General features: G+C 66.8%; 19 protein-coding genes. 4 read left to right on the top strand and 15 right to left on the bottom strand.

Annotated features, from left to right (window positions below; all coding sequences use genetic code 11):
• The first annotated feature begins 71 nt into the window (after window positions 1-71).
• Window positions 72-2,231 carry a TonB-dependent receptor gene (locus JT720_RS02700; protein ID WP_336511927.1) on the top strand — a complete coding sequence of 720 codons (2,160 nt, stop codon included), beginning with the start codon at window positions 72-74 and terminating at the stop codon, window positions 2,229-2,231.
• 3 nt (window positions 2,232-2,234) lie between these two features.
• On the opposite strand, the gene JT720_RS02695 is transcribed toward JT720_RS02700, so the two are convergent.
• The 4 genes from JT720_RS02695 to JT720_RS02680 form a co-directional block, all read right to left on the bottom strand.
• Window positions 2,235-3,689, bottom strand: coding sequence for a UdgX family uracil-DNA binding protein (locus JT720_RS02695; protein WP_205479186.1), 1,455 nt, complete (start codon window positions 3,687-3,689; stop codon window positions 2,235-2,237).
• A gap of 37 nt (window positions 3,690-3,726) precedes the next feature.
• Window positions 3,727-4,380, bottom strand: coding sequence for an OmpW/AlkL family protein (locus JT720_RS02690; RefSeq protein ID WP_205479185.1), 654 nt, complete (start codon window positions 4,378-4,380; stop codon window positions 3,727-3,729).
• A gap of 87 nt (window positions 4,381-4,467) precedes the next feature.
• Complete coding sequence (locus JT720_RS02685) at window positions 4,468-5,712, bottom strand: putative DNA modification/repair radical SAM protein (protein WP_205479184.1); 1,245 nt, start codon at window positions 5,710-5,712, stop codon at window positions 4,468-4,470.
• Between the two features lie 62 nt (window positions 5,713-5,774).
• A complete protein-coding gene (locus JT720_RS02680; protein WP_205479183.1) occupies window positions 5,775-6,575 on the bottom strand; it encodes a DUF1206 domain-containing protein in 801 nt (266 codons plus the stop codon).
• A gap of 113 nt (window positions 6,576-6,688) precedes the next feature.
• Here JT720_RS02680 and JT720_RS02675 point away from each other — a divergent pair, with 113 nt between their 5' ends.
• Entirely contained in the window at window positions 6,689-7,546 is an 858-nt protein-coding gene (locus JT720_RS02675) for an MBL fold metallo-hydrolase (protein ID WP_205479181.1), read from the top strand.
• Window positions 7,547-7,622: 76 nt separating this feature from the next.
• A complete protein-coding gene (locus JT720_RS02670) occupies window positions 7,623-9,374 on the top strand; it encodes a DUF885 domain-containing protein (RefSeq protein ID WP_205479180.1) in 1,752 nt (583 codons plus the stop codon).
• A 56-nt stretch (window positions 9,375-9,430) separates the two neighbouring features.
• Here the strand turns inward: JT720_RS02670 and JT720_RS02665 are convergent, their stop codons facing one another.
• From JT720_RS02665 to JT720_RS02630, 8 genes are read right to left on the bottom strand one after another with little or no spacing between them, the layout of a single operon-like run.
• Window positions 9,431-9,841 carry a hypothetical protein gene (locus JT720_RS02665; protein ID WP_205479179.1) on the bottom strand — a complete coding sequence of 137 codons (411 nt, stop codon included), beginning with the start codon at window positions 9,839-9,841 and terminating at the stop codon, window positions 9,431-9,433.
• Between the two features lie 51 nt (window positions 9,842-9,892).
• Complete coding sequence (locus tag JT720_RS02660; RefSeq protein ID WP_205479178.1) at window positions 9,893-10,456, bottom strand: demethoxyubiquinone hydroxylase family protein; 564 nt, start codon at window positions 10,454-10,456, stop codon at window positions 9,893-9,895.
• Entirely contained in the window at window positions 10,432-10,923 is a 492-nt protein-coding gene (locus JT720_RS02655) for a disulfide bond formation protein B (protein WP_205479177.1), read from the bottom strand. Before JT720_RS02655 ends, JT720_RS02660 begins: the two co-directional genes overlap by 25 nt.
• 4 nt (window positions 10,924-10,927) lie before the next feature.
• Window positions 10,928-12,265, bottom strand: a complete 1,338-nt coding sequence (locus JT720_RS02650; RefSeq protein WP_205479176.1) for a S41 family peptidase — start codon at window positions 12,263-12,265, stop codon at window positions 10,928-10,930.
• A gap of 30 nt (window positions 12,266-12,295) precedes the next feature.
• On the bottom strand, window positions 12,296-13,441 hold the full coding sequence (locus tag JT720_RS02645; protein WP_205479175.1) for a murein hydrolase activator EnvC family protein: 1,146 nt from the start codon (window positions 13,439-13,441) through the stop codon (window positions 12,296-12,298).
• A 4-nt stretch (window positions 13,442-13,445) separates the two neighbouring features.
• Complete coding sequence (locus JT720_RS02640; protein ID WP_205479174.1) at window positions 13,446-13,868, bottom strand: 23S rRNA (pseudouridine(1915)-N(3))-methyltransferase RlmH; 423 nt, start codon at window positions 13,866-13,868, stop codon at window positions 13,446-13,448.
• Window position 13,869: 1 nt separating this feature from the next.
• Entirely contained in the window at window positions 13,870-14,271 is a 402-nt protein-coding gene (gene rsfS / locus JT720_RS02635) for a ribosome silencing factor (RefSeq protein WP_237219620.1), read from the bottom strand.
• Window positions 14,255-14,908 carry a nicotinate-nucleotide adenylyltransferase gene (locus JT720_RS02630; protein ID WP_205479173.1) on the bottom strand — a complete coding sequence of 218 codons (654 nt, stop codon included), beginning with the start codon at window positions 14,906-14,908 and terminating at the stop codon, window positions 14,255-14,257. Before JT720_RS02630 ends, rsfS begins: the two co-directional genes overlap by 17 nt.
• A 58-nt stretch (window positions 14,909-14,966) precedes the next feature.
• Between JT720_RS02630 and JT720_RS02625 the strand changes: the two genes are divergently transcribed.
• Window positions 14,967-16,019, top strand: coding sequence for a DUF3667 domain-containing protein (locus JT720_RS02625; protein ID WP_205479171.1), 1,053 nt, complete (start codon window positions 14,967-14,969; stop codon window positions 16,017-16,019).
• Between the two features lies 1 nt (window position 16,020).
• On the opposite strand, the gene JT720_RS02620 is transcribed toward JT720_RS02625, so the two are convergent.
• The 3 genes from JT720_RS02620 to ftsH all read right to left on the bottom strand — a co-directional run bounded on the left by JT720_RS02620 (window position 16,021) and on the right by ftsH (window position 18,807).
• Window positions 16,021-16,401 (bottom strand): hypothetical protein, encoded by a 381-nt coding sequence (locus JT720_RS02620; RefSeq protein ID WP_205479170.1) that lies wholly within the window; start codon window positions 16,399-16,401, stop codon window positions 16,021-16,023.
• A 65-nt stretch (window positions 16,402-16,466) separates the two neighbouring features.
• Window positions 16,467-16,847: a hypothetical protein gene (locus tag JT720_RS02615; protein WP_205479168.1), complete on the bottom strand. Its 381-nt coding sequence runs from the start codon at window positions 16,845-16,847 to the stop codon at window positions 16,467-16,469.
• Between the two features lies 1 nt (window position 16,848).
• Window positions 16,849-18,807 carry an ATP-dependent zinc metalloprotease FtsH gene (gene ftsH, locus JT720_RS02610; RefSeq protein ID WP_205479166.1) on the bottom strand — a complete coding sequence of 653 codons (1,959 nt, stop codon included), beginning with the start codon at window positions 18,805-18,807 and terminating at the stop codon, window positions 16,849-16,851.
• Window positions 18,808-18,833: the final 26 nt, after the last annotated feature.

Below are 18,833 nucleotides of genomic sequence, written 5' to 3'. Positions count from 1 at the left end.
GATTGCGAACGACTCTCATTAGCGATAATCGGGCGGACACGAAACGAACCACGTTCGAAGGGGAAAGTACCGTGTCCGTCGCTGTTCGCGCCTTGCTTGGCGCCACGTCCTTGCTCGTCCTGTCCTCGGCGGCTCATGCCACCGACACCGGCACCACGGCTGCTTCCACCAGCGTGGACGCGGCCGACATGGCGAATGTCGATCCGATCGTCGTGACCGGTCAGCGCGAGGAATATGGCGTCAAGTCGACCAGCACCGCAACGAGGACCGAGACCCAGATCAAGGACATTCCCCAAGCACTTACGGTCATCTCCGAGAGCCAGATCGAGGATCAGCAGCTCCGCTCCGTCGCGGACCTGCTGCTGTTCGTGCCGGGAGCGACGCCCGGGACCGGGGAGGCCAATCGCGACCAGCTGACGCTGCGCGGTAACAACACGACGGCCGACTTCTTCCGCGACGGCCTGCGGGACGACGTCCAGTATTTCCGCGACTTCTACAACGTGGACCGGGTGGAGGTCCTGCGCGGGCCCAACGCGATGGTCTTCGGCCGGGGCGGCGGCGGCGGGATCATCAACCGTGTCACCAAGCGCGCGAGCCTCGGTGCCCACTATGAGGCGATCGGATCGGTCGACAGCGAGGGTGGCTATCGCCTGAGCACGGACATCGACCATCCTCTCGGCGAGAACGTCGGCGGACGGCTGAACGCAGTCTACGAGAATGGCGAGAGCTTCCGCCGGCATGTCGAGCTGGAGCGCTACGGCATCAACCCGACGGTGGGCCTGCTGGTCACGCCCGACACCCGGATCGACCTTGGCTACGAGTATTTCCACGATCGGCGGACCACCGATCGCGGCGTGCCATCGCTGAACGGCGAGCCGCTGGAGGGCTTCGACCGCACCTTCTTCGGCGATCCGGACCTCAGTTTCTCCAGGGCCGACGTGAACATCGCCACCTTCGCGATCAGTCACGATTTCGGCGGCGGGCTCAGCATCCGCAACCGCACGCTGCTCGGCGACTACGACAAGTTCTACCAGAACGTGTACCCGTCGAGCACGGTGCTTGCCGCGCAGACCACGCCGGTCCCACTGCCGGAAGGCGTGACGCTGGGCGCATACAACAGCCGCAACGACCGGAAGAACCTGATCAGCCAGACGGACCTTGTCTATGAAGGGTCGCTGGGCGGGATCGACCAGACGCTGCTCGTAGGGTTCGAGGTGGGCTGGCAGAAGAGCCGCAATCAGCGCCTGTCGGGCACGATTTCCGGCCTGCCGGGGAACCGCGCCCCGCTCAGCGACCCTACGGTGGACGTGGACGTCACCTTCGCGCCCTCGCCTGCGGGCACGGATGCCGACAACCGGACCCGGGCCGAGGTGGCCGCGGTCTACGTGCAGGAACAGCTTCGTCCTACGGAATGGCTGGAGATCCTGGCCGGCTTGCGCTTCGATCACTTCCGTCTGGAGGTGGCGGACTTCCGCCCGACCGCGGCTCGGCCCGAGTTCGTCCGGACGGACAAGCTGGTCTCGCCGCGCCTGGGCGTGATCCTGAAGCCGCTCGAGAACCTGTCGATCTACGCGAGCTATAGCCGTTCCTACCTGCCGCAATCGGGCGACCAGTTCAGCGGGCTCGACCTCACGACCGAGGCGCTCAAGCCGGAGCGGTTCGACAATCTCGAGCTTGGCGCCAAGTGGGAGCCGGTCCGGGGCCTGCTCGCGACGGCCGCGATCTATCGCCTCGACCGAAGCAACACGCGGGCCACCGACCCGGCCGATCCGACCCGCATCGTGCTGACCGGCGAGCAGCGGACGCGCGGCCTGGAACTGGGGCTGGAGCGCAGCATCAGCGACGATTGGCAGGTCTCGGCAGGATATGCCTGGCAGGACGCGGAGATCACGCGGACCACGACGGCCGCTCCCGCCGGCCGGAAGGTCGCGCTGGTCCCGAAGCACAGTGCCTCGCTCTGGACGCGCTACCAGGTGTCGAAGCCGCTCGGGGTGGGCGTGGGCGTGATCGCGCGGTCGAAGTCCTATGCGTCAATCAGCAACCAGGTGGTGCTGCCGAGCTTTGCGCGGGTCGATGCGGCGGCCTTTTACCGCATCGCGAATGGGGTGAATGCGCAGCTCAATGTGGAGAACCTGCTTGGCGCGGATTATTTCGCGACCGCGCACAACGACAACAACATCGCACCGGGCGCGCACCGGACCGCGCGGGCGACACTGAAGCTGGACTTCTAGGCGTCACGATCCGGCAAGTTCCTCGCTTCGGAGGCGGATTCGTTTGAGGTCCTCGACGAAGCGGGCGCGTTCTTCGGCTCGGCGGTCCTCTTCCGGGATGCGGAGGAGGAAGCTGGGGTGCACGGTGATCCAGCATTCGCTGCCGTCGGCGAGTGTCAGCGGCGCCTCGCGTGCGCGGCTGATGGTCACCGTCTTGCCGGTTAGCGAGCGGGCCGCCGTTGCGCCCAGGGCGACGGTCAGCGGCGGGCGGATGAGCGCGCGCTCCTGCTCCTGCCACCAGCGGCAGGCTTCGATTTCGCCGGCGTCAGGCTTGGAATGGATGCGCCGTTTGCCGCGTTGTTCGAACTTGAAGTGCTTGACCGCGTTGGTGACGTAGGTCTGCGTGCGGTCGATACCCGCGGCCTGGAGCGAGGCGTCGAACAGCTGGCCGGCGGGGCCGACGAACGGACGGCCGGCAAGGTCTTCCTGGTCCCCCGGCTGCTCCCCGACGAACAGGATGCGGGCATTGAGCGGCCCCTCGCCGAACACCGTCTGGGTGCCGCATTTGTAGAGGTCGCAGCGCGTGCATGAGCGAGCTTCGGCCAGCAGCGCTTCCCAGCTGGCGCGGAGGTTGCCGCCGGGCTCGATGCGGCGTTCGGCCTCCAGCGCACTGGCGAGCCCGTCCTTAGCGGCTGCGCGGTCGATCATCTCCAGCTCCCTGGCGCGGGCACCCGCGATCAGCGGGGCAACGAGCGAGGTCTCCGGCATGTTGCGCCAGTATTTCTTTGGCATTTCCTTCAGCATCGCCTTCACCTTGAGGCGCGCCGGGTTGAAGATGCTGGCGTAATAGGTCTTCCACGTCTCCTCGAGCGGATCGCCACCCGGCGCATCGGCTTGCGTGGCGCCCGGCCCCTCGGTCAGGTTCTCGCCGTCCCAGTGGATCGACAGCTCGGGGGTCAGGATCGACCAGCGCATGTTGGCGAAGCGCCGGACGAAGAAGCCGGCCTCGCGCCGGACGATGTGGTGGTCCGGTTCGAACCACGCGACGAAGCGGGTCTGCCCATCGGCTTCCGTCAGTTCACGGAAGCGGACAAAGGCATGCATCTTGTGCGCGTCGCGGCGCACCTCCTTGGCGAGGCGCTCCAGCCGATCGGTCAGCGGGTCGGCCCGGTCCTCCAGTGCCTTCCGGTTCGCCTTGAGCTTCCACAGCATGGCGTAGAGCAGGCCGAAGCGCTCCGGGTCGGAGTGGCAGACGACTGCCTTGGCGAGGTCCACGAACTGGCGGGGGACGGAGAAGCTCGCACCCTCGGACGCCCCCGCCCGGGACGCCTCGCGGCCGAACAGCTCCGCCTCCCCGCCTTCGACGGTCCACACGACCTCCGGTGGCCGAAGTCCGGCCGTGAGGAGGTCGCGCGCGGCGTCACGCCACCCGTCGAAATCGTCCGGCTCCTTCAGGGTGACCCGAACGGGGCCGGTCATGCTCCTCTCCCCTGCGTGAGGGGAGGAGGGCTCGCACCTAGAACTTCGTCCCGATTCCGATGCCGAACACCAGCGGATCGATGCTCACCTTTACCCGCTGCGTGCCCGCAGCCGCCGTCGCCAGCCGCGCATCCGTGTCGATGTCGATGTACTTGGCATCGAGGTTCAGGAAGACCCGGTCCGTAATTGCCACGTCCAGCCCGACCTGCGCCGCAAGGCCGAAGCTGCTGTCCAGTTTCACGTCGGTGTTTCCAACCGCCGCCTCCAGCCCGTCGCTCGCCTTCTCCGAGTAGAACAGGGTGTAGTTCACGCCCACGCCGACGTAAGGCCGGACCTTGCCCTTGGGGTTGAAGTGGTACTGGGCGGTGAGCGTCGGCGGCAGCACCCAGGTCGACGCCAGCTTGCCGATGGAGCCGGTCGTTCCGGTCTTGCCCGACACCTTGTGCTTGGTCGTGGCGGCGATCAGCTCGAACCCGATGTTGTCCGTCGCCATGTAGGTGATGTCGACCTCCGGCGCGAAGCTGGTGGAGACCTTCACCTCCTCGCTCGAGAAGGCTGGCGTTATGCCGCTCGAATCCTCCTGCGGCGCGACGGCAATGGCGCGTGCACGCAGCAGGATGTCGCCCGCTTCCGCATGGGCCGGCGCTGCGACGCCGATGGCTGCAACGGCAAGGAAAAACCCGGTCTTCATGATCGCTCCCAGTGGCTGTTCTCGTTGTCGAAGCGAGCCTTAGGAGCGGGGAAAGCGAGGTGAGTTGATCTGCCTCAAAGCAGCGGTTCACGCCGCGAACAGCTCCAGCTGTTCGCGCTTGGGCGTCACGAGGGACTTCAAGTCGGCCCGATCGGTGAGCAGGGTCGGGCGCCAGTCACTGGTGACGATGAACGGCCGCAGCTTGGCGATGCTGACGGTCAGGCGCGCCACGTCGTCGAGGGTGAAGGTGCGGAACCGGCGCGACTTGAGGATGCGGTCCACGGCCTTGGTGCCGAGGCCCGGCACGCGCAGCAACTGCTCGCGACTGGCGCGGTTCACATCGACGGGAAAGTGCTCGCGGAACTTGAGCGCCCAGGCGAGCTTCGGGTCGATGTCGAGCGGGAGCATGCCGCTGGGCTCCGCTGCTTGCACCACCTCGGCCGGCTTGAAGCCGTAGAAGCGCATTAGCCAGTCCGACTGGTAGAGCCGGTGTTCCCGCATCAATGGCGGGCGCTGCAATGGGAGAACCGCACTGGCGTCGGGGATCGGCGAAAAGGCTGAGTAGTAGACGCGCCGGAGTGAGAAGCGGTCGTAGAGTGTCGACGCCTTTTGCACGATGTCTGTGTCTGTGGCGGCGTCCGCCCCGACGATCATCTGCGTGGATTGGCCGGCGGGCGCGAACTTGGGCGCGCTCTTGTACTTGGAGCGCGCATCCTTCGTGTCCTCGATCGCGCCCTTCATGTCGCGCATCGCCCCTTCGATCTGCGGCGCACTCTTTTCTGGAGCAAGACGGGCGAGGCCGGGCTCCGTCGGCAGCTCGACGTTGATCGACACACGGTCGGCATGAAGTCCCGCCTGCCGCACCAGCTCCGGGTCGGCATCGGGAATGGTCTTGAGGTGGATGTAGCCGCGGAAGTCGTGGTCCTCGCGCAGGGAGCGGGCGACCTCCACCAGCTGCTCCATCGTATAGTTGGACGAGCGGATGATTCCGGAGGAAAGAAACAGCCCCTCGATATAGTTGCGCTTGTAGAAGGCGAGGGTGAGGTTCACGACCTCTTGGGCGGTGAACCGCGCGCGGCGCACGTTCGAGCTCTTGCGGTTAATGCAATAATGGCAGTCGAAGATGCAGCTGTTGGTCAGCAGGATCTTGAGCAGGCTGATGCAGCGCCCGTCCGGCGCATAGGCGTGGCAAATGCCCATCCCTTCCGACGAGCCGACGCCCTTGCCGCCGCGACTGTCGCGCTTGGTCGTGCCGGACGACGCGCAACTCGCATCATATTTCGCCGCGTCCGCGAGGATCGCCAGCTTCTCGCGGGTGTCGAGCTGCGCCATCTGTTCGATATATGTTCACGCGCTCGCTCGCGCAAGCTTTCGTTGCTTTTCCGGCGTTTAGGTCAGACGGACAGCTTGGACCGGGCCTGCTGGCCGAGCGCCCCCGCGGACGGGTTGTGGATGATCCGGTAGCGGGCCTCGACCAGGCTGAAGATCCCGAAGGCGGCGAGGCCGATGGCGATGATCATGTCCCATGGGCTGGTCAGCCAGGACAGTGCCTGCTCCATCCCGCCGGCTTCGCTCGCCTGCGCCTCCGTTCCCGCGCGAGACAGGAAGAAGCCGCTGATGAGGAACACGATGCCCCGGGCCGCATAGCCGAGGCGTCCCGCCCATTTCACCCATGGCTCGTGCGCAACGCTTGGGTCGAGATTGTCGCAGAAGCTCGCCTTTGCGGCCTTCACCAGCTGGAAGAACCCGACGCCGATCAGGACCAGGCCGGCAAGCAGCAGCATCAGCGTTCCGCCGGGTAGGCTGAGCGCGGACTGTGCGCCTTCCTGGGTCCCGTTGCCGCTGCTGGAACGGGCGGCTCCGCGGATGAGAGAGATTGCTTGCCAGGCGAGGAACAGGTGGATGAGGCCACTCCCAGCCGCACCCGCCCGCTGCGCCATCCCCTGCTTGTCGTCGTCATGGCGCTCGACGTTGAAGGCGGCATCGCTGAGGCGCCACAGGCCGTAGCCGATTAGGCCAGCGGCCATGACGATCAGCAGGAGTCTGCCGCCACCCTCGCCGAGGTAGCGGAGCGCGCCGCTGACATCCTCGGTTCGACCGGTGCGGATAATCAGATAGGCGATGACGAGGTAGAGCAGCCCGCGGGCAGCAAAGCCGAGGCGGGTGAGGGTGGTCAGCCGTGCGCTGGCGTCCATGAACGATCCTCCTGTTGAGTGGCGAACGGCTGGACCCCGGCTCCGTTCCGCGCGCGCAACGGCTGGTCCCGCGTGGGCAGGGCAGGCGTTGGCGGGCACAGGAGTCTTGGCCGATGCGCATCCATCATCTGAACTGTGGAACCTGTTGTCCCTGGGGCGGACGGGTGTTCGACGGATCGAGCCACGGCCTGCTGCACGGGCATATCGTCTGCCATTGCATGCTGATCGAGACGGATGCCGGCCTGGTGCTGGTCGACACCGGCTTCGGCCGGAAGGACATTGCTCGGCGCTCGCGGCTGAGTGGCTTTTTTCGCTTCCTCAACCAGCCGCAGTTCCGCGAAGGGGAGACCGCCGCTCACCAGGTGCGCGCACTCGGTTTCGACCCGGCCGACGTTCGGCACATCCTGGTCAGCCATCTCGACTTCGATCACGCCGGGGGGCTCGAGGACTTTCCGAATGCGACCGTGCACATCACCGCGCGGGAGAAGGAAGTCGCCGACGAACAGCGCGGCGGCGCCTTCGTCGGGACGCGCCGCTACCGTCCCCAGCAATGGGACGAGGTGAAGGAGTGGAAGCTCTACCCAATGGGCCGGGGCGAGCCGTGGATGGGCTTCGATGCCGTTCGCCAGCTCGACGGCCTTCCGCCCGAGATCCTGCTGGTCCCGCTGGCGGGTCACACCTGGGGCCATAGCGGAGTGGCGGTGGATACTGGGAACGGCTGGCTGTTCTACGCGGCCGACGCCTACTTCTTTCACGGCGAGGTCGGGCACACGGAGCGGCGCTGCCCGCCCGGAATGCGCTTCTATCAGCGGATGATGGAGGTGGATCGGCAGGCGCGGCTGACCAACCAGGAAAAGCTGCGGGCGCTGTCCGTGGAGCGTCGGGGCGAGGTCACCTTGTTCTGTGCCCATGACCGGGTCGAGTTCGAACGGTTCGCGCCGCGGGAGCCGATTGGCCGGACCTTCGCCTGAGCTCTCGTCGGCGCGGGCTTGACCCGGGGTTCGCCTTCTCCTCTCCTGTTCGCGCAACCGGGTGAGGGAGGAATGAATGCGCCGTTGGACTCTTGCGCTTGCCGCCAGCGTGCTGGCTCTCGGCGCGCCTGCCGTCGCGGGCCCGACGGAAGACTTCGCGAAGCTGCAGGACGACGTTTGGGCGGCGGCGCTGAAGACTTACCCGATCTTTGCGACGCAGGTCGGCGTGTCGACCTACGACCGGGAATTGGCGCCGCTCAGCCTCGCCGAGATGGACCGGCAGGCGGCGGAAGCCGGCGCGTTCCTGAAGCGACTGCAAGCCATCCCAACGAGTGCGCTCAGCCCGGCGGACCAGACCAACCATGCGATCCTTCGCACCATGCTGTCGGACCAGGTCGAGGCGAACCGCTTCGGGCACCGGCAGATGCTCTATTCGACGCTCGGGTCGTACCACGACAATCTGGCGGGGCTCGGCGAGACCCTGCCGTTCCGCACCAAGGCGGATTACGACAACTACCTTGCGCGCCTTGCTCTCGTGCCGTCGCGGATGAAGGCTTATGGCGAGATCAGCCGGAAGGCGGCGCGGGAGGGCTTCGTCCAGCCGTGCGTGACGCTGACCCGCATGCCCGACACCATCACCGGGCAGATCGCGGACGACCCCGCCAAGTCGCGCTTCTACGCGCCGTTCGCCGGGCAGCGGCCGGGCGGAGTGGCAGCGGCGGACTGGGCGGCGTTGCAGGCGCGCGCGCAGGAGGTGATCCGGAGCCAGGTGAACCCGGCCTATCGTGAGTTCGCGCAGCTTTATGCCAGGGAGCTTGCCGGCAGGTGCCGTCAGAACATCAGCATCTCGTCCACGCCGCAGGGCCGTGAATATTACGCCTTCCTGGTTCGCCAGCACACCACGACGAACCTGACGCCCGAGCAGATCCACGAGATTGGCCTGAAGGAAGTAGCCCGGATCCGCGCCGAGATGGACCAGGTGGCGAGCAAGGCCGGGTTCCCGAGCCGGACGGCCATGATCCAGGACATGCGGACCAACGCCAAATGGTTCGCCAGGACGCCGGAGGAATTGCTGGAGAAGACGGCTCTCCAGGCCAAGGTCATCGATGGGAAGATGCCGAGCCTGATTGGGCGGCTGGCGCGCCTGCCCTATGGCATCCGGCCGATGAATCTCGCCACCGCGCCGGGCGATACCACCGCGCGCTATCAGCCCGGCAGCGTCGAGACCGGGCTCGCGGGCTTCTATCTCGTGAACACCACCAAGCTCGACCAACGGCCGTTCTGGGAGATCCCGGCGCTGACGGTCCACGAGGCCGTTCCCGGTCACCATCAGCAGATCGCCCTGCAGCAGGAACTGGCCATGCCGCCGTGGCGCAAGAACCTCGCGTTCTTCACCGCATTCGTGGAGGGCTGGGGCCTCTATTCCGAGCGGCTCGGGATCGAGATGGGCATCTACGACACGCCGCAGAAGGATATGGGCCGGCTTGGCTACGAGATGTGGCGGGCCATCCGGCTGGTGGTGGACACGGGCATCCACTCCAAGGGCTGGAGCAAGGAACAGGCGGTCCAGTACTTCCGCGACAACGGCACGCTGACCGAAGCGAACATCGACGCCGAGGTGAACCGCTACATCAGCGATCCGGGACAGGCGCTCGCCTACAAGCTGGGCGAACTGAAGATCCGCGAACTGCGCACGCAGGCGGAACGGGAGCTAGGCGACCGCTTCGACCTGCGTCGCTTCCATGACGCGGTGCTGGGGCAAGGGTCGGTGCCGCTCGATGTGCTCGAGGCGCAAGTGAAGGGGTGGATTGCGGCGGAGCGGGGTTAGACCTCGTGACTCGGTAGTAAGGCGGACCCCGGCTCAAGGCCGGGGTAACAACGTCCTTATTGCTCCGGGGGAGTGCCTTCGACCGCCGCCTCGGCGCTCTCCGCGCGGGCCTGGTCGATGATCTGCTGGAGGCAGCCGGTGTGCCCGCCCGGACCGACGGCCGAGCAGCTGTTGATGCCGGTGCGGCCGACCGTCTCGAAGCTGCGGGCACGCGCCGCCCAGCTTTCACGGGTCTGGCGGGCGCCGCCGGTGCGGAGGTTTTCAGGGATACGATAGCGCTCGCTCTCCGGCTTGCGGGCGCAGACCACGACTTCGTCATCGGTCGAGCGCGGGCACGGGTCGGTGCCGTAGACGATGATCTCGCTGATATTGCCGCTGGCATTCTGGGCCGCGGCGGGTGCGCCGGCGGCCGCGACGGTGAGGGCAGTTCCGGCGAGGCCGGCGGCCGCGAGAGCAAACTTCAACATGACGCTTCCTTTCTGTCGCCGAGAACGGATGAAGGCTCCCGGCGTATCCCCTTAGATTCTCTTCGAAAGTCCGATCGCGACCCGGCAGATGCCGCGAATGGCGGTGGTCAGGACCGGATAGGCCGGAGCATCCATCGCGCCGGCTTCCCGTGCAACGTCCCGATGCTCCAGCTCTTCGGCCTGAAAGTCGCGGATATCCGCCGCAAGCTCGGGATCGCTATCACCGAGGTCGCGCAATTGCTCGGCATAGTGGCGGTCGATCTCCGTTTCGACCGCGTCCGTGCAGGCCATGGCCGCCTTCTCGCCGATCAGCGCGGTGACCGCTCCCAATGCGAAGCCCCCAGCATTCCACAAGGGCTGAAGCAGGGTCGGGCGGACCCGCCGCTCTGCCATCAGCTGGTTGAAGCGCTTGAGGTGCCGCTCCTCCTGCGCAGCCATGCGGGCGACGAGGTGCGCGGCGGGCGACCCGGACGCAAGCACGGCCAGCTGACCGGCATAGATGCGGGTCGCGCCATATTCGCCCGCCTGGTCGACGCGGATCATCGACGCCGTGTCCGGCACGCGATCACCGGGGCGCCAGCGCGCCTCGCTCAGCGGCGCTTGAGGCTCAGCCATGCGATCGCTCCGGCAGCGGAAAGGGAGATGATGGCGTTCCAGCCTGCCATGGAGACGCCGAGGAACTCGAACTGGACCTGGTCGCAGCGGACGAGCGGTGAGGCCATGATTTCCTCGAGAGTCCGCGCGCCGGTGGCGGTGCATTCCGTGAGGCCCTGCCACCACTTGAGCTCGACCCCGGCATGAAAGACGCCGATCGCACCCGACACGGCGACCGCAAGCGCGGCCAGCAGAGTCAGGGGGCGTGCGCCCCGGGGGAGGAAGAAGCTCAAGCCGCCCAGCGCCAGCGCGGCCCAGTGCGGATAACGCTGCCAGTAGCACATCTCGCACGGGTTCAAGCCGCCGAGATGCTGCGAGCCCAATGCTCCGGCGAGGAGCCCGAACGGCACCAGTACCGACAGCCATTGTGCCCGGCGAAGGCTGCTGTCCGCTGCCCTCACGCCGATGCTGCCCCGTCGAGCGTCCATCGGTTTAACGCGACTTGGCTGCCGCCCCGCCGGCCGCGGTGCGCAGCGCCGGGTTCAGGCGCTTCAGGGTCTTGATCGCATAATCCAGCTGGAAGTCCTTCACGCCCTTCTTCTCCAGCTCCGCGGCGGTCATCGCGAAGCGCGGATCGGTCGTGTCGTCCTTTTCGAGCAGCGCGTCGTCCACCTTGTTCTGCGCGACGAGGTGCCGGCGAAGGTCGGCTTCGCGGACTGTCGGCCGGTCCTTGTAGTCGGGATCACTCAGCTGCGGCACGGCGATGTCCGGATCGATTCCGCCCGCCTGCACCGACCGGCCCGAAGGCGTGAAGTAGCGCGCCGTGGTCAGGCGGAGCGCGCTGTCCTGGTCCAGCTGAATGACGGTCTGGACAGAGCCCTTGCCGAAGCTGCGCTCGCCCATGACGATCGCGCGGCGCTGATCCTGCAGTGCGCCGGCGACGATCTCCGCGGCCGAGGCGGAACCCGCATCGACCAGCACAATGATCGGCCGCCCGCCGGTCAGGTCGCCCGGCGTGGCATAGAAGCGCTCGATGTCATCCTTCTCCCGGCCGCGCTCCGAGACGATCTCACCCCGCTCCAGGAAGGCGTCCGACACTTCGATCGCTTGGTCGAGGAGGCCACCCGGGTTGGAGCGCAGGTCGACGACGTAGCCGATGGGCTTGCCGCCCGCCGCCTTGTCGATCGCCTTCAGCGCCGCTTCGGTGGCGGCACCCACGTTCGCCGAGAAGCTGTTGATGTTGACGATGCCGATCCCGTCCTTGATCTCCCACTTCACCGGGCGAAGCTCGATGCGCTCCCGGTTGAGCGCAACGTCAAACGGCTTGTCACGACCCGGACGGACGATGGTCAGCTTGATGCCGCTGCCGGGAGGGCCGCGCATCTTTTCGACCGCCTCGTCGAGGTCGAGGCCATAAAGCAGCTCGCCATTGATGTGGGTGATGTAGTCGCCGGCCTTGATCCCGGCGCGGTCGGCGGGAGTGTCCTCGGTCGGGGATATCACCTTGACGGTGCCGTCCTCCATGGTGACCGAAAGGCCGAGGCCCCCGTAATTGCCTTCGGTCGTCGTGCGCATCTGCTGGAAGTCCGATGCTTCCAGGTAGCTGCTGTGCGGGTCGAGGCTGGCGAGCATGCCGTCGATGGCGCCCTTGATCAGCGTGTGATCATCCACCTTGTCGACGTAATTGGCCCGGACGCGCTCGAACACGCCCATGAAGGTCTCGAGCTCCTTGTAGGTGTCCACATCCGCCGCCGCGAGCGAAGAGGTGGTGACCGGAACCAGCGCCAGGGCGCCGACGAGAGCGAGCGGGGGAAGCAGCTTGCGGATCATACGCGAATCCTTGCGGTCAGATGGGACCATCTAGCCTGTCTTGCCGGTCTTTGACAGCAAGGGAGATGAACGCGCGATGAGGGCCGAAGGCTGCGGCGTGCCGTTTCGGCTCAATTCCACGGTAATGTCGCCCAGCGCCCGGCCGATCGGCACGCCTTTCGAGACCGCAGAGCCGACCGGCAACGTCGTTCTTACCTCGGTCATCAGCGTCATCCAGCCGTTGCCATGGTCGAGGATCACCACGCCCTCACGGCGGCGGAATGGACCGGCGAAGGCGACCCGACCGTCGGCGGGAGCGAGCACGGGCGCGCCCCGGTAGGCATCGACCGTGACCCCGCGTGAACGCACGCCATGCTCGGACACTTCGGACAGGCCGGTGAGCACGCGCGCCTGGATCGGCATCTGCCAGTCGAGGGCGGGAGGGGCCGGACCGCCCTCCGGCGGGAAGGGGCGGGCGGCAGCGGGTGGCAGCCGGCCGAGGTCGGCCGCGAGCCGTGCGGCGCTGCGCTGCTGAACCGCCTCGCGCTCCAGCATCGCCGCCTGCTCGCCGGCGCCAAGTGCCACGTCACCCGCCGCGATGGCCTGACCGCCGAGCCGCGTCGCACGCCCGATCGCCGCGCGCTCGAGAGCGGCGAAACGCTGCTGCGCCTCACGGAGCGTTATCCTCTCGCGTGCGAGTTCGGCGGCATTGGCGCGGGCCTGTTCCGCGAGCCGCTGGACCTTTGCCAGCTCGGTACTGAGAGCAGCGGTTCGCACCCGGATAACGGGGACGGTGGTGTCGAGCAGCGCCCGGATCGTGACGAAGTCGCGGATCGAGCCGCGGTCGGCAAGCGCGAGCAACGGCGGACGACGGCCCATCTGGGCCACGCCGGCGAGCAGCATGGCCGCGGGCCGTTGCTCCGCGGCGAGCTTCGCCTTGCGCTCTGCGAGTTGACGCTGGAGCGCGGCGCTGCGCAGTTCGGCGGCGCTGATCCGGCTTTCCGCCGCCACGATGGACGCGGCTGCGGCGGCCTGCTCGGCGCGCAACTTCTCCGCCTCGGTCCGCGCGTCCCGGGCAGCCTGCTCCAGCCGCTGGACCTCGCGACCCGCCGCCGCGGCATCGGCGCGCGCCTGGCTCGCCGGATCGGTGGCCGACACGAGCAAAGGCGCGAGCAGAAGAAGGGCCAGACGGCGCATGCCGCTATCCTTCGCGATGATAGGGGTGTCCTGCAAGGAAGGATGTGGCCCGGAACAATTGTTCGGCGAGCATTGCCCGGACCAATAGGTGCGGCCATGTCGCCGGCCCGAAGCTCAGCAGCAGGTCGGCCGAGGCGCGGCTCTCCTCGCCATGGCCATCCGCCCCGCCGATCAGAAAGCGCGCCTCGCGTTTTCCCGAGTCCCTCCAAAGCTCCAGCTTTCGCGCCAGGTCGACGGAGGAGAGCGCCGCTCCACGCTCGTCCAGCGCAATGGTGATGCTGTTGGTGGGGAGCGGGGGAACGGTGCCACCTCGATCGGGCAGTTCCGTCAGTCTGGTCGGCCAGGTGATGCGCTTCAGGTAGCGGTCGACCAGCTCGGCTTCGGGCGAGCGACCAATCTTCCCGCGGGCGGTGATGTGGAGGAGCAAGTCAGGCCGGGGAAGCGCCCGCCGCCTGCTTCACCGGCTCGTCCCCGAACGCCCACATGCGCTCGAGATTGTAGAAGGTGCGGACCTCCGGACGGAACAGGTGGACGATGACGTCGTCGGCGTCGATCAGGACCCAGTCGGCAGCCGGCAGCCCTTCGACCCGGACATTCTTCCCGAACTCCTTCTTCAGGCGGTCGGCGAGCTTGGTGGCCATGGACGCCACCTGCCGCGTCGAGCGGCCCGAGGCGATGACCATGTGATCGGCAATGCTCGACTTGCCCGCCAGCGGGATGGAAACGACTTCGACGGCCTGGTCGTCATCCAGCGACTGGAGCACGCTTCGGTGAAGCTCTTCCACCGTGGCGACAGCGGGAGCGCCAGCTTCTTTAGGGTCGTCGGCCAAGTTCTCTCCTGTTGTTGTCGGGGTCAACGCGCGAAGGCCCGCTCATGTTGCAGGCGAAACGGTTGTGCCAATCGGGGTCGAGCGCGCGGAGGGCGGTGGCGGAGGTCCGGTCGGGCGGAAGCCTCAGGAAGATAATCGCCGGTGCACTCCAACGCGTCCAGTCTCTTGCCTGGCCCCGGGGTCGGACGAAGCGCCGGAGCCAGCCCATCGCGCGAGCCGCGCGGGCGTCGTCATCATACCCGGGCCGGGAAAGCACGGCAATCGGGACCATTCGCGCCAAGTCACGCCAGCGCCGCCACTGATGGAATTGCGCCACAGTGTCCTCCCCCATCAGCCAGACGAAGCGGTGCCGGGGATGGCGGGCGAGCAACTTGTGAAGGGTGTCCACCGTGTAGCGGGTCCCCACCCGCGCCTCGAAGTCACTGACCTTGATCGGCGCTCGCCGTGCCTGCAGCCGGGCGGAGGCAAGGCGGGCAGCGAAGGGCGCCATGCCGGTAGCGGACTTCAGCGGATTGCCGGGCGAGACCAGCCACCAGACCTCGTCAAGGCCAAGCGCCTCCATCGCCGCCAGGCTCATCCGCCGGTGCGCGCGATGGGCCGGATTGAAGCTGCCCCCCAGAAGCCCGATGCGCCGCACAATGGGAGGACTAGCAGCACACGACGGATTGAGCCACTGTCGGCTCAGGGGAACAGGAATGACCGCAGTCGAGCCGATCGCAGATGCAGTCACGGGCGGCGTTCTCGGGGCAGCGGTTGAACCGCGAACCGGGGCACCGGTCGGCGCGGACGGCCATACGCAGGAACGGTCCTGCCTCAACTGCGGCACGGGCCTCGTCGGGGATTATTGCCATGCCTGCGGGCAGCGGGCGCACGTGCACCGCTCGCTTCATGCCTTCGGCCATGACCTGCTGCACGGCGTGTTCCACTTCGAGGGAAAGATCTGGCGCACCCTGCCGATGCTCGCGTGGCGCCCGGGCGAGCTGACCCGGCGCTACATCGAGGGGCAGCGCGCCAGCTTCGTCTCGCCAATCGCGCTGTTTCTGTTCTGCGTGTTCCTGATGTTTGCGGTGCTGGGACTGACCGGAACGCTGAACATGGCGTCAGGAGACCAGCTCCGGGAAGGGATCGAGAATAGCGCCAACCAGCAGCGCGAACTCGTCCGCCGGTTGGAAGCGGAACGCGCCGCCGCAGTGGCCCAGCAGCGTCCCACCGCGGACATCGACCGGAAACTGCAGGCGGCGCGCGACGACCTGCAGGTCACCGAGGCATTTCGCGACCAGCGGGTGCTGAAGCTCGATACGGCGGAAGAGCGGGCCTCGATTCCCCCGTGGCTGCGCGAGCCGATCGAAAAGGTCGCCAGGAACCCGGACCTGCTTTTCTTCAAGCTCAAGACCAACGCGTACAAGTTCAGCTGGATGCTCATTCCGCTGAGCGTCCCATTCATGTGGCTGCTCTTCCCGTTCAGCCGGCGCTTCCGGCTATACGACCACACGATCTTCGTGACTTATTCGCTCTGCTTCATGACGTTGTTGGCGGTTGTGGCAGCGGTGATGATCCGCCTCGGCCTGGCCAATATGTCAGGCCTGCTCTGGCTTATCCCGCCGTTCCATATGTATCGCCAACTGAAGGGCGCTTATCAGCTCAGCAGGGTTGGAGCGCTGTGGCGCACGATCGCTCTGGTGTTCGTCGTCGCGGTCACCACGACGCTGTTTCTGCTGGTTCTGCTGACGCTTGGTATCTTCGACTAGCCTAGCCGCGGCACGGGTACTTGGCCGCGAGGATGCGCAAGGTCGCCTCGCTCATGTCGATCTTGCGCCGCTCGGCTTCGGGGATGGCGGAAAGCCGCTTCATGAATTCGGTGCTGTCCATGCTCTGCTTGCCTTCGGGCGGACAGAAACGGGCCTTGGTGCCCGACTTGGCCGCGGCAAGGCGGTGTTCGCGGGCCTTGAGCCCGGCGGCCTGCCCTTCGGTCATCAACGCCTTGATCTCGCCGCGGGAAAAAATGGCCATCGCGCCCTTCTTCTTGAGCGCGGTTGCCCTCTCATGAAACAGCTGTGCGTTCATGTTCTGAGCGGTGGCGACCGACGGCGTGGCAGCCAGCACGGCCGCGACAAGAATGGCAAGACGCAAGAAGAACCTCCCCGACGTGATGAACGCCAGAAGAGGGTCCACCGGCTGAACGCGCGTTTAACGGCTTACCGCCGGCAGGGATACTTTTTCTGGAGGATCCTCAGCATGGCCGCGCGCAGGCTGACCCGGGCGCGTTCGGCGGGTGGAATGGCCTCGAGGCCGCGGAGGAACTCGGTCTGCCCCAGCTCCGCCCGCGGTTTGGGCGAGCAGTAGAGGATTGGCCGACCGGTTCGTTCGGCGGCTTCCCGCTCCAGGCGAATGGACGTGCCCGCAGCGGTCGCCTCATCCTTGAGGCGGCGATAATCGCTGTCGAACAAGGCGAGGGGACCCTTGGCCTTCAGCCGATTGGCACGATCGAGGAAGTTCTGTGCCGATCCGGCAGGAGCGGCCTGGGCGGGGAGCGCGGCCAGCAGCAACGCGGCTGCCAGGAACGCTCCCCGGACCACGTCAGGCCCCGGCCGGAGCCGCCCCGCCAAAGCCTGCCTTAGGCTTGCGGCTCTTGGGAATGGACGAGCCGGCGGCGGGGATGACCGGCTTGGTGGAATGCCCACGATCCACGGTGCCGCCGTCGAGGATAGTCTTGATCTCCTCGCCGGACAGCGTCTCATATTCGAGCAGCGCCTTGGCCAGGCTGTGCAGCTGCTCCTCATGCTCGGTCAAAAGCGTCCGGGCACGCTCGTAGCCGCCATCGACGATCCGCCGGATCTCCTTGTCGATCAGCTGCGCCGTCTCGTTCGACATGTGGCGCTGGCGGTTCATCGAATAGCCGAGGAACACCTCCTCGTCGGCATCCGCATATTGCAGCGGGCCGAGCGCATCCGACATGCCCCAGCGGGTCACCATGTCCCGGGCCAGGCCGGTTGCATACTGAATGTCCGACGACGCGCCGGAGCTCACCTTGTCGTAGCCGAAGATGATCTCCTCGGCGACGCGGCCGCCCATGGCGACGGCCAAGTTCGCGTGCATCTTGTCCCGGTGGTAGCTGTAATTATCCCGCTCCGGCAGGCGCATCACCATGCCCAGTGCGCGGCCGCGCGGGATGATGGTGGCCTTGTGTATCGGGTCGGACGCGGGCTCGTGCAGCGCGACGATGGCGTGACCAGCCTCGTGGTAGGCGGTCATGCGCTTCTCGTCCTCGGTCATGACCATGGACTTGCGCTCGGTGCCCATCAGCACCTTGTCCTTGGCCTCCTCGAACTCCTGCATGGCGACCAGCCGCTTGCCCTTGCGGGCGGCGAGCAGGGCCGCTTCGTTGACGAGGTTGGCGAGGTCCGCGCCGGAGAAGCCCGGAGTGCCACGGGCGATGACGCGCGCGTCCACGTCGGGGGCCAGCGGCACCTTCTTCATGTGGACGCCCAGGATCTGCTCGCGGCCCTCGATGTCGGGCCGCGGCACGACGACCTGGCGGTCGAAGCGACCCGGGCGCAGCAGGGCGGGATCGAGCACGTCCGGACGGTTGGTCGCGGCGATGATGATGATCCCCTCGTTCGCCTCGAAGCCGTCCATTTCGACGAGCAGCTGGTTCAGCGTCTGCTCGCGCTCGTCATTGCCGTTGCCGAGGCCTGCGCCGCGGTGACGGCCCACGGCGTCGATTTCGTCGATGAAGACGATGCACGGTGCCGACTTCTTGGCTTGCTCGAACATGTCGCGGACGCGGCTCGCGCCGACGCCGACGAACATCTCCACGAAGTCCGAGCCTGAAATAGTGAAGAAGGGCACGCCCGCCTCACCCGCAATGGCGCGGGCGAGCAGGGTCTTGCCGGTGCCCGGCGAGCCGACGAGCAGCGCGCCCTTCGGGATCTTGCCGCCCAGGCGGGCGAAGCGGCCCGGGTCCTTCAGGAACTCGACAATCTCCTGCAGTTCCTCACGAGCCTCGTCGATGCCGGCGACGTCCGCGAAGGTCACGCGGCCCTCCTTCTGGGTCAGCATGCGCGCGCGGCTCTTGCCGAAGCCCATGGCGCCGGAGCCCGCGTTCTTCTGCATCTGGCGCATGATGAAGAAGGACACGCCCAGGATCAGGATGAACGGCAGCGACTGGTAGAGCAGGATCAGCCAGAAGCTCGACTGCTCGGCTTCCTTGGCCTGAACCTGCACGCCCTTCTGGATCAGCCGCTCGGTGACCTGTGCGTCGGCAGGGGCCGTGGTGCGGAAGGACTGACCATTGCCAAGCTTGCCGCTGATGGTCTGCGTGCCGGTCGCGGCGGCCGCAACGGTGACGCTGCGGACATTGCCCTCGTCCACCTGACGGACGAAGTCGGAATAGGCGATCGGATCGCCCGCGGCCGTGCGGCTTCCACCCTCGATCATCTGGGCGAACAGCACCAATCCGAACAGCACGCCAACCCAGATCAGCAGGCTCTTGGTCCAGGGATTGCCGGGCTTCTTGTCCTTGTTCTTGTCGTCCATGCGTCTTCGTCGCTCCGCGAGTCTTG

Source organism: Sphingomonas arenae (assembly GCF_016924655.1).
Lineage (GTDB): Bacteria > Pseudomonadota > Alphaproteobacteria > Sphingomonadales > Sphingomonadaceae > Sphingomicrobium > Sphingomicrobium arenae.
This window is presented reverse-complemented; position numbering and strand designations above follow the sequence as displayed.